Source organism: Pseudoalteromonas sp. RW-H-Ap-1, from assembly GCF_048318575.1.
Classification (GTDB): domain Bacteria; phylum Pseudomonadota; class Gammaproteobacteria; order Enterobacterales; family Alteromonadaceae; genus Pseudoalteromonas.
In genome coordinates this window covers 2,946,329-2,962,694 of sequence record NZ_CP166996.1, presented here as the reverse complement: position 1 = coordinate 2,962,694, position 16,366 = coordinate 2,946,329, and the positions used below count along the sequence as shown (strand labels likewise).

General features: G+C 38.9%; 13 protein-coding genes and 3 pseudogenes. 7 read left to right on the top strand and 9 right to left on the bottom strand.

Annotated elements, in window-relative coordinates; all coding sequences use genetic code 11:
* Positions 1-59: 59 nt before the first annotated feature.
* A complete protein-coding gene (locus AB8618_RS14095; protein WP_409424029.1) occupies positions 60-2,606 on the top strand; it encodes a protein kinase domain-containing protein in 2,547 nt (848 codons plus the stop codon).
* Positions 2,607-2,617: 11 nt separating this feature from the next.
* Here the strand turns inward: AB8618_RS14095 and AB8618_RS14090 are convergent, their stop codons facing one another.
* The 7 genes and pseudogenes from AB8618_RS14090 to AB8618_RS14060 all read right to left on the bottom strand — a co-directional run bounded on the left by AB8618_RS14090 (position 2,618) and on the right by AB8618_RS14060 (position 8,148).
* Positions 2,618-3,097, bottom strand: a complete 480-nt coding sequence (locus AB8618_RS14090) for a hypothetical protein (RefSeq protein ID WP_409424028.1) — start codon at positions 3,095-3,097, stop codon at positions 2,618-2,620.
* A 632-nt stretch (positions 3,098-3,729) separates the two neighbouring features.
* Positions 3,730-4,458, bottom strand: a complete 729-nt coding sequence (locus AB8618_RS14085) for an SDR family NAD(P)-dependent oxidoreductase (protein ID WP_409424027.1) — start codon at positions 4,456-4,458, stop codon at positions 3,730-3,732.
* A gap of 21 nt (positions 4,459-4,479) precedes the next feature.
* Positions 4,480-4,968, bottom strand: a complete 489-nt coding sequence (locus AB8618_RS14080; protein ID WP_054202647.1) for an FKBP-type peptidyl-prolyl cis-trans isomerase — start codon at positions 4,966-4,968, stop codon at positions 4,480-4,482.
* Between the two features lie 66 nt (positions 4,969-5,034).
* A pseudogene (locus AB8618_RS14075) lies at positions 5,035-6,481 on the bottom strand (transglycosylase SLT domain-containing protein).
* A 56-nt stretch (positions 6,482-6,537) separates the two neighbouring features.
* On the bottom strand, positions 6,538-7,557 hold the full coding sequence (locus tag AB8618_RS14070; RefSeq protein WP_409424025.1) for an MBL fold metallo-hydrolase: 1,020 nt from the start codon (positions 7,555-7,557) through the stop codon (positions 6,538-6,540).
* Between the two features lie 55 nt (positions 7,558-7,612).
* Positions 7,613-7,918, bottom strand: a complete 306-nt coding sequence (locus tag AB8618_RS14065) for a cell division protein ZapA (protein WP_010391716.1) — start codon at positions 7,916-7,918, stop codon at positions 7,613-7,615.
* On the bottom strand, positions 7,918-8,148 hold the full coding sequence (locus AB8618_RS14060) for a hypothetical protein (protein ID WP_008113449.1): 231 nt from the start codon (positions 8,146-8,148) through the stop codon (positions 7,918-7,920). Before AB8618_RS14060 ends, AB8618_RS14065 begins: the two co-directional genes overlap by 1 nt.
* Positions 8,149-8,386: 238 nt before the next feature.
* Here AB8618_RS14060 and AB8618_RS14055 point away from each other — a divergent pair, with 238 nt between their 5' ends.
* Complete coding sequence (locus AB8618_RS14055) at positions 8,387-9,226, top strand: 23S rRNA (adenine(2030)-N(6))-methyltransferase RlmJ (protein ID WP_413400868.1); 840 nt, start codon at positions 8,387-8,389, stop codon at positions 9,224-9,226.
* A 66-nt stretch (positions 9,227-9,292) separates the two neighbouring features.
* On the opposite strand, the gene AB8618_RS14050 is transcribed toward AB8618_RS14055, so the two are convergent.
* Both AB8618_RS14050 and AB8618_RS14045 read right to left on the bottom strand, forming a co-directional pair.
* Positions 9,293-10,099: an META domain-containing protein gene (locus tag AB8618_RS14050; RefSeq protein WP_409424021.1), complete on the bottom strand. Its 807-nt coding sequence runs from the start codon at positions 10,097-10,099 to the stop codon at positions 9,293-9,295.
* 134 nt (positions 10,100-10,233) lie between these two features.
* Positions 10,234-10,800 (bottom strand): PhnA domain-containing protein, encoded by a 567-nt coding sequence (locus AB8618_RS14045; protein WP_413400867.1) that lies wholly within the window; start codon positions 10,798-10,800, stop codon positions 10,234-10,236.
* Positions 10,801-11,066: 266 nt separating this feature from the next.
* Between AB8618_RS14045 and AB8618_RS14040 the strand changes: the two are divergent.
* The 5 genes and pseudogenes from AB8618_RS14040 (at position 11,067) to AB8618_RS14020 (ending at position 16,362) form a co-directional block, all read left to right on the top strand.
* Positions 11,067-12,340, top strand: a pseudogene (locus AB8618_RS14040) (EAL and HDOD domain-containing protein).
* Between the two features lie 53 nt (positions 12,341-12,393).
* Entirely contained in the window at positions 12,394-13,002 is a 609-nt protein-coding gene (locus tag AB8618_RS14035; RefSeq protein ID WP_409424019.1) for a paraquat-inducible protein A, read from the top strand.
* Between the two features lie 63 nt (positions 13,003-13,065).
* Positions 13,066-13,440 carry a hypothetical protein gene (locus AB8618_RS14030; RefSeq protein WP_413400865.1) on the top strand — a complete coding sequence of 125 codons (375 nt, stop codon included), beginning with the start codon at positions 13,066-13,068 and terminating at the stop codon, positions 13,438-13,440.
* 108 nt (positions 13,441-13,548) lie between these two features.
* A pseudogene (locus tag AB8618_RS14025) lies at positions 13,549-14,873 on the top strand (TolC family protein).
* Positions 14,863-16,362 (top strand): efflux RND transporter periplasmic adaptor subunit, encoded by a 1,500-nt coding sequence (locus tag AB8618_RS14020; RefSeq protein ID WP_413400863.1) that lies wholly within the window; start codon positions 14,863-14,865, stop codon positions 16,360-16,362. Before AB8618_RS14025 ends, AB8618_RS14020 begins: the two are co-directional and overlap by 11 nt.
* Positions 16,363-16,366: the final 4 nt, after the last annotated feature.

The window sequence follows — 16,366 nt, the reverse complement described above, 5'->3', positions numbered from 1 at the left end:
GCATTTAATTAACATTAAATACTAGACTAATTATTTACATATGATGGATCGAGCAGTTTGTGTTAGAGGATTATTACAAACAAATACAAGTTTTGGCGCAAGGAGGAATGAGTACGATATACCTTGCAACAGATCTAGAGTTGAATAGACAAGTAGCCCTCAAAGTTATGAAATTAGCTGGAGATAATACTGAGCGAGCCATCAGCGAAGCAAAGTTAATTGCAAGCTTTAATCACCCAAATATAGTGCAGCTTTATAAGATAATTCATCGGGATGAACAAATTTTATTAGAAATGGAGTATGTTAAAGGAACGACCTTAGCCCATTTAATGAAAGAACAGAGTCTTACTCTTACTAAAAAATTAGAAATACTTATTCATATCAGTGATGGCTTAGCTGCAATTCATGATAAAGGCATACTACATCTTGATTTGAAACCTGCCAATGTATTAGTTAGTGATGAAGACATAGTTAAAATAACAGATTTTGGTATCTCAAAAATTAAAGGAGCTGAAGCGACAAATATAGGCACTGATTATGGCAGCTTAAAGGCAATGTCGCCTGAGCAATTGAATAATCAAACTATGGATTTTCGTAGTGATTTGTTTTCACTAGGGCTAATAGCTTATCAATTATTAACAGGCTACCATGCCTATTCAAGACAAGCCTCGAGTAATATAGGGCAAGATTTAGCAAAACAAATAATGTCATTTCCTTGTAGCGCAAGTTATGAATCGATCAAAGAGTTATCTGCTGATTTAGTGCCTTTACTTAAACAATTATTAGCATTCAAAGTTGATAAACGGCCTGAAAACGCTCGTGCCGTAGCATCTCAATTTAGGCGGATTTTAGACTCACTTAGTTTTGAAAGCCCGACTGTAGATGTTAAAAGCTATCAAAATAGTAACAACGTAAGTAAACGTTTTTTCAATAGAAGACTATTTCTTACTGTGGTTCTTTGTTTGTTATTGAGCGCGGGGAGCTGGCTTTGGTATTCATCGAAACCGATAGAGAGGATAGCTTTGATGCCAGTAGAATTTACAGTGAGTAGCCAAGTTACGGATACACAAAAGCGCTTACTCAGTCTTGGCGTCAAAGATGCAATAACCGAATATGTACTTGCGGATCGCGAGTTTGCTTTAATTTCGAGCAAGGAAGTTACACAAACACAATCAATACTTGGTAATGATGCGGGCCTAAATAATTTAGCTGCTGCGCTAAGAGCTACTAAGTTACTGATTCCTGTATTAGATTGTAGTCTTTTATCTTGTGACTTTACACTAAACGAATTAGATAAAAACGCTACAATAGTAGGCACAACACGAAGTGCAACAGACAAGGAAAGCTATCTAAATATTTATAACTCAACACTATCTTCGATACAAAACTTACTTAGTCCAAGCATCCTGTCAAATAGGGAACTGTCATTGTCAGATGAGTTTATCAGGCAATATGTATCCTTAGTTACCCTAGCTGCGAATGATTTAGGTAGTACTCAAAAGCAACGTGCCATGGCTGAAGCCTTGTTATCGCAACAGCCAGATTTTAAGCCTTTATATCCTTTATACCGAAAAATAATTTTACGACTTTATAAGTCTTCCAAAAATGTAGCGCTCATAACAAAGTTACAATTTCAACTTGAACGAGCGCCAACTTCATACAGTGACAGTCCTTCTTATTTAATTGACCTACTTGAAATATATCAACAAACGGGGGAGCACATTGAAGCCGAAAAAATTATTAGCAGAATTCAAAACTCATCATTAGAGGAATACCAAAGAGAAATTATTTTGGCTATTTATTTTAAGCGTATAGGTCGCCTTGAAGAATCTTTAAAGCATGCGAAAATGGCATATAAAATAAGGCCAACTTTATTAGCTACAAGAAACCTGGCAATAGCGTATCTTACATCGGGGAAACGTGTTGACGCATTAAAATATTTAAAGGAGGTATTAAGTTATAACCCTAACGATATTGTAACGCTAAAAACAGTCGCTGATGTATATTTGCTATCGGGAGACTTGAAGGCTGCAGAGAATAACTACCAAAAGCTGATAGATTCGGGACGGCAAAGCGCTTCTATTTATAGTAATTATTCGATTGCTCTTTCTCTACAAGGTGAGTTTACCAATGCATTAAACTTTGCTCAAAAAGCGATGATGTTAGATACCAAAAAAACTACCTTACAACTTAACTATGCCGATTTACTTCATTTTAAGGGCCGCTTTACAGAGGCCGAAAGTTTATACTCTAAAGTTAATGAGCAGCTTGATTCTTCGTCGCAGAACGTTGCAGAACAACTTGAAAAAGCGCAAGTGTTGATTCATTTAGATAGAAATCAACAAGCGATGAACCAGATTGAACAGCTGTTAGCTACTAATTCTAATTTGGCAGAGGCATACTTTATTAAAGCAATGCTACAAAGCTTGTTGAATGAAAAATACTCGGCGCTAGCATCAATAGAGCAAAGTATAAATCTGGGGTGGAGCCCAGTTTTTTACCGTTTACAATGGTTTAAGGGGCTATGCTCTGAAAATAAGCTGATGAGCTTAATAGGTAAAGAGCATTATAACTTTTTATGTCCAGTAGAAAATAGCGCAGAGTAAGCTCTGTGCTACTAGTCTGGCTCCATATCTTCAATTATAACGCGTGGATCTTGCGAAAAATAACGCATAAGAGAGTTAACATCAGTGCTCTTTTTTGCAATTAATCGAAAATTAATTTCATAATTTGCACGTTGATCCAACTGCCCTGATACTACTTTTTTTGGATTCTCAGCCAATTGTTTGTTCAACTCCTGAGATAAGGCTTGATGCGGTAAAATATTAGAAATTGTAATAATTAATGACTTTCCTTCGTTGGCAACAAGGCTATTTAGTTGGTAACTAAAGTTGTCTTTAGCATCTGAAAAATAGCTGCCATTTTCGGAAAAAGTCCACTCCGATTCGTTTGCTAACTCATAATATAAGTTCAGGCTTCCACCTGAAGAGAGTTCTTTATAGTTGATTTTAATATCGTCAGCGCTAGAGCCTGATTTAGAAATAAACTCCCAAGAGTCATTTTCGTTTGGGATAACGCGAAAGCTAAGATCGTTCATGATAAAAGTCCTGTTTTAAATTTAAAATTTCTTATTTACTCCATGAGCACTTTAACTATATATGCAATTAAGTATTCCACCAAAGAATAATAATTATTATTTTTGTTCAGAAAAAATAAAAAAGTTTAACAGGCGTGAGAAGCATTATATGACAAGGGTTCTATGACGTATTTAATATACAGCCCAACGCTATCATGCATATTACTGAATCCTTAAGTTTGTGATTCATTCCCTTTCAATCACCTATTACTTGCAGACTAATTGGGAAACTCTCAGTGCAATGAGCCTCTGGAAGCTGCATATATTGCACCTTTGGAGTGGACTGCTGCGTTCGATAACTGCAACTATATAGGACAAAAGATAAAGCAAGATAGATAAATTACAGTTGCATGATTGATGCTAGCTAACAAGGTTTTGTTTATGCATAGTTATAACTATCTGCATAAACTTTTCTTTTAGAGCAACTCGTTATCAACACCTTGCTTAGTGATATAGCAATTTTTTTATCATGAAAACAAGCCTAATATATAAGCAGTTTGCTATTAATTTTTAACTAACTTAATAGATATTTCGGCTGTTTTTATTACTGAGTTGTTGCCAAATAATATACGTATCCACTGTGGAAGTAGCACTCATTGTGCTGTGTAGCCGCCATCAATACGTTGCAAGCTACCAGTAATAAAGCTAGCATCAGGACTTACTAAAAAGCTTACCAGTGCAGCAACTTCATCGGCTTGGCCTAAACGGTTGAGCGGTTGTAAGGCGGCTTCTTCTGCAACAATATCGGCTTTATTAGCACCACTTCTTTTACAGTATGCATCAATCGCATTATGAAATAACGGCGTTTCTATGGTGCCAGGGCACACTGCATTAGCGCGAATATTATCGCTTGCGTAATCTAAGGCGGTGGTTTTAGCCATCGAAGCCAATGCATGTTTAGTTAAGTTATAAGCAAAAGAGTTTTGTTTGCCAATAATGGCTTGGTCTGAGGCAACTAATACAATAGCACCGTTTTGTTGTGCTTTCATAGCTGGTAATACGCTTTGTATAGCCGCGTACGCACCTTTAACATTCAGTGCCATTAACGCATCGAATGTCGCTTCATCGGTTTGCTCAATTGTGGCACTTAGATGCTTACCAGCGTTTGAAACAAGTACATCAATACGTTGTGTTTTTTCAATAATAGCCTGTATACACTGGCGTACGGCGGTTACATTACTAACATCACATTGATGAAAAACACCACTCTCACTGGACTCAATATCTAAGTTATGAACCTGATAGCCGTTAGCTAATAATCGCTGTACCACAGCAAAGCCAATGCCTTTAGAGCCACCGGTTACTATTGCAACTTTTGACATACTTGCTCCTTTAATTAGCAATTAATGTGCGTGACCGCAACCACCTTCAGCATGAACGTGGCCATGAGAGATTTCTTCGCTTGTTGCTTCACGAACTGATACAACCTCAACATCAAAGGTCAGTGTTTTACCAGCAAATGGGTGGTTTAAATCACAATCAGCATTAAAGCGGCCTACTTTTACGATAGTCACTTGATGGCGACCTTGATTTGATTGCACCATTGCAGTCATACCTGGCTTCCACACTTTTACATCGCCTTGTAAATGCTTAAGCGGAATGCGCTGAATTAAATCATCAACACGCTCGCCGTATGATTCACTTGGAGATAACGTAACGCTAAATTTATCACCAGCAGTTTTACCTTCAAGTGCGGTTTCTAAACCAGGTAGCATGCCTTCGCTGCCATGAATGTAACTTAATGGCGCGTCGTTAAGACTACTTTCTATTTGTTCACCGGCTTCACTCAAGGTGTAATGAAATTCAACGGCCGAATTTTTACTGATTTGCATGCATGTCTCTTTAAGATTTCAATAAATTAAAAAGCAATTTTACGCGAAATACTGCGCTTTAGAAACTTAACGGGGATGATTTAATGTATTTTGTAAGTCGAGTAACAGATCTTTTTTAGCCGGTGTGGCTTTAGGTGTCGCAGCTTGGGGTATAAATAAAACTAACTGAGTCCCAGGCTTTAATACGCTAGATGCTGATAACTTATTCCAACGTGCTAAATCGCTATGAGCAACGCCATACAACTGACTTATATTCCACAGGTTATCACCGGGCTTAACGTGGTAATCTACCTCGATGGTTGGAATGACGGGCTCTTTTTGTTCCAAGTAAGGGCTTATTTTATAGTTAATAGTGAGCGATTCAGGTAACGTTTGAGGCTCTCCTAAAATAAGTTTTTCGCCAACGCCAATAAAGTTATCTTGTTTATTATTGAGCTGTTTTAGTGCCTTTAAGGGCAAGCCAAAATGCCTAGCAATACCGTATAGCGTGTCATTTTTTTTGACTATGTATTCGCCTGCAAAATTGGCTTTAAAAAAACGGTTTTTTAGCAAAGCTTGTTGCTCAATAGGAAGTAACAAAGTATGCGGGCCGTGGGGGAGCTTTGATTTTTTAAATAACCTCGATTAAGGGCATGTAGTTGCTTTACACCCATGCCAGAGAGCTTGGCCATAATTGAAAAGTCGAACTGTTTTGCCACATTTAACGAGGTAGTAAGTGCTTTATAAGGAAGCTTTGGGCGTTTAAACTTTGCTTTAGGGTGCTTTACTAAATAGCTTAGTGCTAATAGTTTTGGTACATAGTCAGCGGTTTCTTTTGGCAGGGTTAGTGCCCAAAAATCAGTTGATTTACCTCTTTTTTATTGCGTTTTATAGCGCGCTTAACTCGGCCTTCACCGGTGTTATAGGCCGCTAGAGCATGCAGCCAATTACCATCAAAACGTTTATGTAAATAGCTCAAGTAATCAAGTGCCGCATCGGTTGAGGCCAATACATCTTGGCGTCCGTCGTACCATTGATCTGATTTAACTCCAAAATGATGCGCGGTTGCTGCAACCAGTTGCCACACACCCACAGCATGTTCACTTGAGCGGGCGGTAGGCCTAAAGCCACTTTCCACAAATGGCAGTAATGCCAGTTCCATGGGGAGCTGCTTTTGCTCTACTTTTTTTACAATATGATATAAAAAAGGCTCTGCACGGCGAGACACTATTTTTAAATAATTCGGTTGTTTTAAATACCAGTTAATGCGTTTTTTTAACGCCTGATTTTGCTCAACTGGTAAATGTAAGTTATCAGCAATATGTGCCCATAAGTCATTGGGTTGAGTCGCTTTAAGGGCTTTGGGTATTGTTTTTTTATTAATAACTTTGTTGGTGTTTGTAGAGGTCGGCGTGTTTGATTGTGCGGCTTTTTGCTCTACAGGTGCAGAAACTGTAGGCGCAATGATCTCTGGCTGTGTGGTTTTACAGCTACATAGCAATACAAGGGCAAAGCATAAGATCAAGTGACGCATTCTGTTCCTTTCTTAAAAAAATATTTCCATATTTTAACACAATCCATTGTGTTCAGTTATTGACTGTTTTTAGCGCGAAGTAATCCCGATTGCAAAAATAAGTGAGTTGATTTTATATCAAGTGAGTCTTGTTGATAAGGTTTTAGTGCTTCACTTGGGAAGTTTTTTTGTAATTGCTCAATATTAGCTTCAGGGTTGCTTTTAACATGCTCTGTAATTGCTTCTAAAAACGTGAGTGACTGTTTTAGTTTAACTTTATCGACTAAATTTCCATGGCCAGGAATAAAAAGTGACAGCGTATTATTATTTATATAACTTTTTAATAAACTTTGCCATTGCTTAAGCTCGCCATGCCCAGGGTAGGGTAGCCAGTCAATGATATCTCCACCAATTAAGGTTTTACCCTTGTCGGCAAGTAATGTTAAATCGCCATTAGTATGTGCCTGATGGGGATTTATAGAGAGTGTATATCCACCTAAATCTAACGTTTTAGGTTCACTAATACTTATTTTTGGTGATGTTAGTTGATAATTCTGCCAGCGAAATAAGCGTGTTTTAGCACGAGTGAGCTTTTCTCGCCATTGAGCTTGCTCAGCATCGGGTAAGGTGGCTAATCGCTGATAGCTCAGCTCAATACTTTTTTCAAACCCCTCTAGCTTGTCTGTTAATGCTTGCTGATAACGCGAAAAATCGTTAGCGACTTGCTGGTGAGTAATCAGTTTTGCGTCTGGGAAGTCATGCTGCATAACCGCCATCCCCAGCAAGTGATCGTCATGAAAATGGGTTGCAACCAAGTAACATAAAGGCGTCTTTAGCTGTTGTTTTAGTTCGGTAACCAGTTGTTCTACCGCTGCAAAGTTACCACTGGCATCGACCAGTAAGGCACACTCACTGCCCTGAATTAACACTTGGTTAGAGTCGTAAAAACGTAATCTATCTGGCTGCTTGATAAATTGAATATTAGCCGATAACGATTGCCACTCAACTGCTGCATTGCTTTTTGCATGCATAAATAGGCAGATTAAAGGCAGTAAGCACTTACCTATTTTTTGAGCTTTAGTTAAAAGTGGTTGCATCTTTTTCTCTAGCTATATTTTGACGGTAAAAACAATAAAAGCGCAAAATGCGCTTTTATTTAGTGTGCTCAGAGTTTGAGCTTAAGTATTGACTTAATTTATCAATTAATTGATCTTGATGCTCAAGTTCAACTGATTTTTGAGTTTTTGCTTCAAGCAATTCGTGGCTTAAGTTCAAAGCAGCCATAAGTAATGCTTTTTGATCGTTTCTGACTGTTGAACGTTGTTTCATTTGTTCAACTAAATCATTCAGATTTTTGGCGGCCGCTTTTAGTGCCTCTTCTTGCCCTGCCGGACAAGCAAATTGCTGCTCTTTACCAAGCAATTCAACAGTGACTCGCTGGTTTTGCAGCTCAGACATTAGCTTGCCTGTTGTGCGCTTTGTAATTTATCTAATAATGATGACAAGGTGGTGCTTGCATCTTTTTGTTTTTCTTCATTTTCAAGAGCTTCTAACTGTAATAACTCATTTTCATCAAGCAGTTTACTGTTTTGTTCTTTAAGCTCTGTAATATCAGTTTGCAACTGATTATTACGGGTAATTAGTTGGTCGATCAGTTGTTCGAGTTGTTGAAGAGTATTGTTGTTCATAAATGCGCTCATATAACTGTAATTAATGTCATGCAAATGTAAAGCAAAGTGTGTTTATTTGCCAGCATTTACGCTGGTTTTAGGTGATTTTTATTCTATGTTAAGGGATAATTCATGCTATTGGCTTTTTCATTCATAAATGGTTCACGTAAACACCCGCTTTTGCTGTGACGATTGCCAAGGCAGTGTGCTTTATGGTTCACTAATTTTATTAAACAGCGTATGGCGAAAATAAATAATGCTTAGTTACAGACACTCCTTTCATGCGGGTAACCCTGCCGATGTACTTAAACATTTAGTGTTAGCGCAAGTGCTGGGCTATCAAACAATAAAAGATAAGCCGCTTGACTATATCGATACGCATTCGGGCGCTGGTTTTTTTGAGCTGGCAGCTCCAGACTCACAAAAAACCCAAGAGTACCAAGATGGCATAGAAAAACTTTGGCAACATAGCAGCCAACACAGTGCCTTAAATGACTACATTGAGTTAATAAAATCCTTTAATGAGAGTTCGTCTCTGGCGTTTTACCCAGGCTCACCAAAAATCGCCGAACACTTTTTACGCCGCCAAGATAAAGGCTGGTTTTTTGAGTTGCATCCGCGAGATTTGGTATTACTTGAAGAAAACATGCAAGGTAAGCGCTCTATTCGGGTACGCGGCGAAAATGGGTTTGCGGGCTTAATTGGCTTGTTACCGCCAGCTTCGCGCAGAGCCTGTGTGTTAATAGACCCACCTTATGAAATCAAAGACGATTACAATACGGTGGTACAAACTATTGTTAAAGCCCATCAACGCTTTGCGACAGGTACATATATGATCTGGTATCCGGTTGTGGACAGAGAACGTATTGATAATATGGAGCAGGGTTTAATTGATGCGGGAATTAAAAATATTCAATTATTTGAATTAGGTACCGAAGCAGATACCGAAGTACATGGTATGACCGCCTCTGGAATGATAGTGATAAATCCACCCTGGAAATTAAAACAAACTATGGATGATGTGTTACCTGAACTAGTAAGCTTGTTGAGTAAGCCAAGTGGTTTTTACCGAAGTGAGCAGTTAGTCGCCGAATAAAAATAAATAAGCCCAGTTTAACTGGGCTTTTTTATTTGCTGAGATGCGGGGTATTGTTACGCTTGATTAAAAGTAAACAGCGTTAAAGGTAGCAAGTTGGTTGCCTGCCTCATTTTGTAATACTAATTTTTCACCGTTAATTTGCCATTGCGTTGCTGCCTGAAGCACAGCCGCCATCGCGGTTTCTTGTTCTATATTGTCATGACACATTTTTTGTGTGGTAGCTAACTGTGTAAAAGTCACTGTTTGCTTCGATACTTCATAACTGCCATTAAAGTTATTACATCCTAAAAAGCCGTGTACAGTGTTATCACTATTAAACTGAATAAATGGCTCTTTGGTATTCACTACAACAGGGTTGCCGTCGATTGAAACTGCTTTGAAGTAGGTATTTACTAAATCAACGTCTGGCTTTCGTGTTACTTTAGAAACAATAATCTCTATAGGTTCTGACGAGCTAGTATCGGCAAAAGGCGAGTTACTCGTTGTGCTGGTGTATAGCAAGTTCTCTTGATTATTAATGGTTGCACGCACGCTATAGCGGTGAGTTGGGTCAATCTTTTCACGGTTATACTCAAGCTCTACTTTATAGGGCGGTGCGCCTTCTAAATCAATCACCTGCTTAGAGATAATAGTTGCTGCCACATCCATTTTTGACACATCAACCAAAGTAACGGTTAGCTGTGAATTAGGCGCTAGTAGGCTGCGATCTAAGTAACTAACTTGCACCGGTAAGGTGGTTGTTTTTTGCACCATATCATTATTTTGCTGCGCTGTGTCATCGTTACATGCGCTAAGCATAAGTGTGCCACTTGCAAAAAAACACAGGCCTGCAATCGACTTTAACATTGAGTCTGGCTTAGATGAGAACATAAGAGTTCCTTGATGAGGTATGGTATATGGTCGCTAGCATACGGTTGAATTACTTAATCATTGCTTAACTAGCAAATACAGCAAATAAAGAAAGTCGAGATGTAAAAAAGGCGCTACGCGCCTTAGTTTGTTACTTATTTTTTTACGTATTTAGTTAAAATAACAATACGCTGTCCATCAACACGCCCTTCAATGTGTTCAGGGTTGCTAGTTAAGCCAATATTGCGCACTGCAGTACCACGTTTTGCTGTTAAGCTACTACCTTTCACATCTAGATCTTTTATTAACGTAACGGTGTCGCCAGCTTGAAGTACCACACCATTGCTATCAATGTGTTTAATATCATCATCTTCAGCAAGCGCTTGTTGCGCCCATGTCAAGGTCTCTTCTTCAAGATAAATCATATCAAGCGCGTCTTGTGCCCAGCCGTTATCAGCTGCTAACTGAGTCAGCATGCGATAAGCAACAACTTGTACAGCAGGTGTTTGACTCCACATACTGTCATTTAAGCAATGCCAATGGGTTGGGGTTAAATCGCTATTGCCTTCAATTTGATCTTTACATGTTTGACAGGTGTAGATGCACTTATCTGAATGAGCTTCGGTAACAGGAGGAACTTCGTAAACAGTTAGGTTGTCTGTTGCTGCGCAGAGTTCACATTGGTTACTGCTACGCTCTATTAAGGCTTGTTCAATGCTCATATAAGGGACTCTTTCTTGTGAGTTTATAAAAAATTTTATGATCGCATTATACCTTATAACCATAACCTTTGGGTATGCTTAGAGCAGTTGTAAACTCAAAAACCTTATAAAAAATATGGATACTAATAATTCTGCTCTAGGGTTATAAATTTAGTCTTATTTGTTTGTTTTTAATCTAATTAAAATTGCAGCAAGACTTTAAAGTTTCACTATACTGTTTTAATAGTAAAAAATAATGATGACATCACTGTTAATTAGGAAGGTTAATGCCAAATATTTCAGACGTAAAAAATTCAGCTATTTTGGTCACTCAATATATTGCTCGGCAACCAATTTTTGACGGTGATAAAAGTATTTTTGCTTATGAGTTGCTCTATCGAGATTCAGTTAATAATGCTTTTCCTGTAGGAACAACTGACGGGCAAGCCACTGGGCGACTTTTTTTAATGCGCTAATGCTGGTTGGCATAGAAAAGCTAACGCTCAATCAAACTGCGTTTATTAATTTATCGAGCGAGGGGCTTTTAGAGGATTTGCCTAAATTATTACAGCCTGAGAATACTGTAATTGAAATTGTTGAGCGCACTGAAAACATCGAACTCGTTGTTGAACGAGTAACCGAGTTAAAAAAAGAAGGGTATGTATTTGCGTTAGATGATTATGACTCACACGAAAAATGGCAACCATTACTCAGTTTGGTTGATTATATTAAGCTTGAAGTTGAAGAACCCGTAATAAAAACGAGCATGTTGCTGAAAAAACTCAAACGCAGTTTTCCCAATATAAAAATAGTGGTAGAGCGAATTGAAACCTATGACGAATTTAGGCAGCTTAAAGAGGCTGGATGCGATTATTTTCAAGGATTCTTTTTCGCACATCCAGAAATGCTAAGTTACAACAGTATCGAACCTCTAAAAATGGCTGTTTTAGACTTACTGCGTTGCACATCCCGCACAGACTTAGACTTTAATGAAATTAATCAACGCATTTCTAAAGATGTTGGTTTGACTGCACGCGTTCTAAAATTAGTAAATGCTCGCTCAGCTAATAAGAATTTAGTGATAACGTCTATTCCTCAAGCGGTTGTGTATTTAGGGGAAGATTCTATTAGAAAGTTTGTACGGGTTTTAGCGTTGAGCGAACTTGGCTCAGACAAGCCCAGTGAACTTACTCGTTTAGGCTTATGTCGAGCGCAGTTCATGCAAGTAATTTTAGAGCCTGGCGGAAAAGTCATTGCAGAACAAGGTTATTTAGTTGGCTTAATGTCGGTGCTTGATGCGATTTTAGATATGGAGCTGGAAGCCATTGCTAAAGAGTTTAGTTTAGGGGCTGAGTTATCTGGTGCACTATTAAGTTTTGAGGGCATGATGGGTAATTCATTACATTTAATAAAAGCGGTAGAAGAAGATAATTGGCAATTGGCTAAAAAGTTGTTAGAAACTATTCGACCGGCATCAAATATAGAGCTGGTTTATACAGCCATGTTGGATGCGCGCCAATATGCGGATGAACTATTAGCCACCATTATTGATCAAGACTAACGCAAAACGTTTGGGTATGATTGGCATATATTGATTTTACTTAGTATTACACTATGCGTTTACTTTTACCTATTACCACTATTTTAATTGCCTTAGCTTTATTAATTCCCGGGGTGACTCAGCCGGTGCTGAGTATGGAAGGTAAAATTGATAAGTCTAAACTTGCTGAGGCGGGCATTGAAATGTTGGCAGATGAAGGAAATCAAAACACCCGTAATATGCTAATGATGATCTCGAGTATGTTGGGGTTAGATAAACTTGAAGGCGAGGTCAGCGCTTATCAAAAAACGCGCAGTATTTGGGGCACCGTTAACGAACTGGCCGATAACAAAAACTACTTAGTGGCGATACTAGTGGCGTTTTTTTCAATGGTGATCCCAACAATTAAGCTGCTGCTTCAATTGTTGTATTGTGTATTGAAGGAGACTTCGTTTAAGCACAAGCTTGGTAAGGTGATTATCGGTTTAAGTAAATGGAGTATGGTGGATGTGTTTGTTATTGCATTAATAGTGGCTTATATGGCAGGTAATGCAAACACTAACTCAGAAGATTTACTTACTATGCATGCTGAGTTTGGTACTGGTTTTTGGTATTTTACCGGCTATTGTTTATTCGCCATTGCGGCTAGTAGCTTTATAAAGCCAGTGGTAAAAACCAGTTAATTATTGAGTTTTAAACGCAGTTACCATAAACTTTGAACGTCTATTTATTTTTAGGTTAATTCATTGCAACGTCTTTACTGTATTTTACTCACGCTAACTTTGTTACTCACTTTTGTGGGTCAAGCCGTTGCGTCTGTATCTATGGTATGTGATATGCCGCATACGAACATGGCAACCCATGCATCTATGCAGCATAGTGAGATGGCAATGAGCGACGACGCTGATACAACAACTATGTCTATGGATTGCTGTAGTGAGCAAAGCACGTTAATCCAAGATTGCAGTTGCCCAATGAGTGCTTGTAGTTCGCATTCAGCCTTGCATGTAAACTCACTATTTATAGCCTCCAAACTACCCTCTGAAAAAGTGCAACATGCTGTAGTACAGCATCAAGCTAACTTTGCACGTTCTCTTTATCGACCTCCTATGCCTGCATAATCGCAGGGTAGGTGTATTTAAAATCTAGTTAGTTAGCTTTTTGTCATCTATCTGCTTATAAATTTAATCGTTTTCATTCGTTATTTTTAAATTTAAGTGGAGCAAGTGATGAATCACTTCGCAGTATTAAAAGCCGTGTGTATAAGTAGCTTGTTGAGTATTAGTGTCTCTGTACACAGTGCTGAACTAGGTTTAAATGAGGCAATTAACTATGCCTTAAACCATGAGCCTTGGCTTAAAGCTAGCAAGCAAAAACAATCATCAATTGAAGCAAAAAGTATTGCCGCAGGAACCTTACCTGATCCAGTGCTTACATTAGGGTTAATGAACCTTCCAACTAATGGTTTTGCTTTTGATCAAGAAAATATGACCCAATTTAAAGTGGGAATTAGCCAATCACTGAGTCGAGGCGATAGTCTAGTACTACAACAAAAGGCGCTTTCTCAGTCAGCTGCAGCAGAGCCTTGGCTACGCAAAGATAGACTCGCGCAAGTCAAAACCATAGTTACTGAGTCATGGCTTAATGCTTATAGAGCGCAGCGAAGTATTGCACTGATTGAGCAAGATAAAGCTTTGTTTACTCAGCTCATTGATATTACAGAATCAAGTTATGTAAGCTCGGTGGGCAAAACACGCCAACAAGATATTATTCGAGCGCAATTAGAGTTAACCCGCCTTGAAGATAAATTAATGCAATTGGAGCAGCAGCTACAAGGTGCTAAAAAGCGGCTAACACAATGGTTGCCTATCGCTATGCTTAGCCAGCCTGTCAGTAATGACTTTTCAGAGCTTACAGCATTAAAAAACTACACTGAATTAGAGTATCAACAACTAATGGCCATGCTATTAAAGCACCCTGCGATTATGGCAATGGATAATGCAATAGTGGCAAAGCAAACTCAAATAAGTGTGGCTGAGCAAGGCTATAAACCTCAAATTGGCGTTAACATGGGGTACGGTTACCGCGATGATATGCCAATGGGTGGCTCGCGAGCAGACCTTTTCTCTGTGGGTATAAGTATTGATTTACCCCTGTTTACCGATAATCGACAAGACCAACTGGTAAATGCTGCCATTGCTGATAGCGAAGAGGCTAAAACACAAAAATTAATTGCCCTTAAAAAGCTACAAGGAATGTATTTTAAGGAAGTTAGCCAGTTAGCAAGGCTTCATCAGCGCGCCGAGCTTTATCAAACCAAGCTGCTACCGCAAATGGCTGAACAAGCTCAAGCGACCCTGAATGCCTATACCCGCGATGATGGTAACTTCTCAGATGTAATGCAAGCGCGTATTAGTGAATTAAATGCCAAGATAGACGCACTAAACATTCATGTTGATCAAAAGATTATTATTGCAAGGTTAAATTATTACGCCAGTGCTGATGATCCCAGCTTAAAAAAACACCACAGCAGGAGCCGAGCTATGAATACTAATTTAAAATTATCACTGGTAGCTATATGCAGTGCGGCATTAACTGCGGGGGTTTTATTAAGCTTACCTAGTGAGCACTCTATGCCAACTGACAGTAAAGCCAGTAGCAAAAAAGAGCCGCTTTATTGGGTGGCGCCTATGGATAGTAATTATCGCCGTGACGAACCTGGTTTATCTCCCATGGGCATGGATTTAGTGCCTGTTTACGAAGAGTCAGACAGTGGGGCCAATGAAGGGCCAGGCAGTATTAAAATTTCACCCACAGTGATTAATAATTTAGGTGTGCGCACCGCGCCTGTTGCGTTTGCTGCACTTAAAAATGAAGTTAACACCGTAGGTTATGTGCAATACAACCAAGACCAGCTAATTCATATTCATCCTCGAGTAGAGGGGTGGGTCGAAACCTTATACGTTAAAGCCGCGGGCGATCAGGTTAAACAAGATGAGCCACTTTATACCTTATATTCACCACAGCTAGTGAATGCACAAGAAGAATTTGTGTTAGCGTTAAAGCGCAATAATCCGGTGCTAATTCGTGCCGCTAAAGCCCGTTTAAAATCACTCAATGTGTCTGATGGCTTTATTTCACGCCTGCAAAAAGGCCAGCAAGTACTGCAAAACATAACGTTTTATGCTCGCCAAGGTGGTGTTGTTGATGAGCTTAATATTCGTGAAGGATTTTATGTTAAACCTGATACCTCAATGATGAGTATTGCTCAGCTTGATGAAGTATGGGTTGAGGCAGAGGTATTTGAGCGCCAAGCAGAACTTATTCGTGTTGGTTTGCCTGTAACCATGACACTCGATTATTTAAGTGGCCAACGTTGGCAAGGGCAAGTGGATTATATTTACCCTACCTTAGATGCTAAAAATCGTACTTTAAGAGTACGTTTGCGCTTTGATAATCAAGGCCATCAGTTAAAGCCTAATATGTTTGCTCAAGTCAGTATTCATAGTCAAGTAGCTGAAAAACAGTTAATTGTACCTAAAGAGGCGGTTATTCGCACTGGTAGCCAAAACCGTGTTGTAGTTGCGCTTGGGGAAGGTCGTTTTAAATCGGTTGAGGTAACTTTAGGGCGAAGTGATGCGGCTAATACCGAAATTTTATCTGGTGTTATGGCAGACGATGAAGTGGTTACTTCAGCACAGTTTTTAATTGATTCAGAGTCGAGTAAAAATTCTGACTTTAAGCGTATGCAAGCAGTCTCGCATAACAGTATGCAAATGAGTAATGCCAACCCAAGCACGGCAACTGTGAATGGAGTGATTAATAGTATTGATACTAACAATCGAGTTGTGAATATCAGTCGTGAGGCAATTGAAAAGTGGGGCCGAGGACCTGCAACAATGGACTTTATGCTAGCAAAAAATGTAATGATTGAGATGCTCAAGCCTAATGATGAAGTTACTTTTACCTTTAGCATTGAGCAAGGTGAATTTGTGATTCACACAATAATGCCTGTGCATACTACGCACAGTCAGCATCATTAGGAGT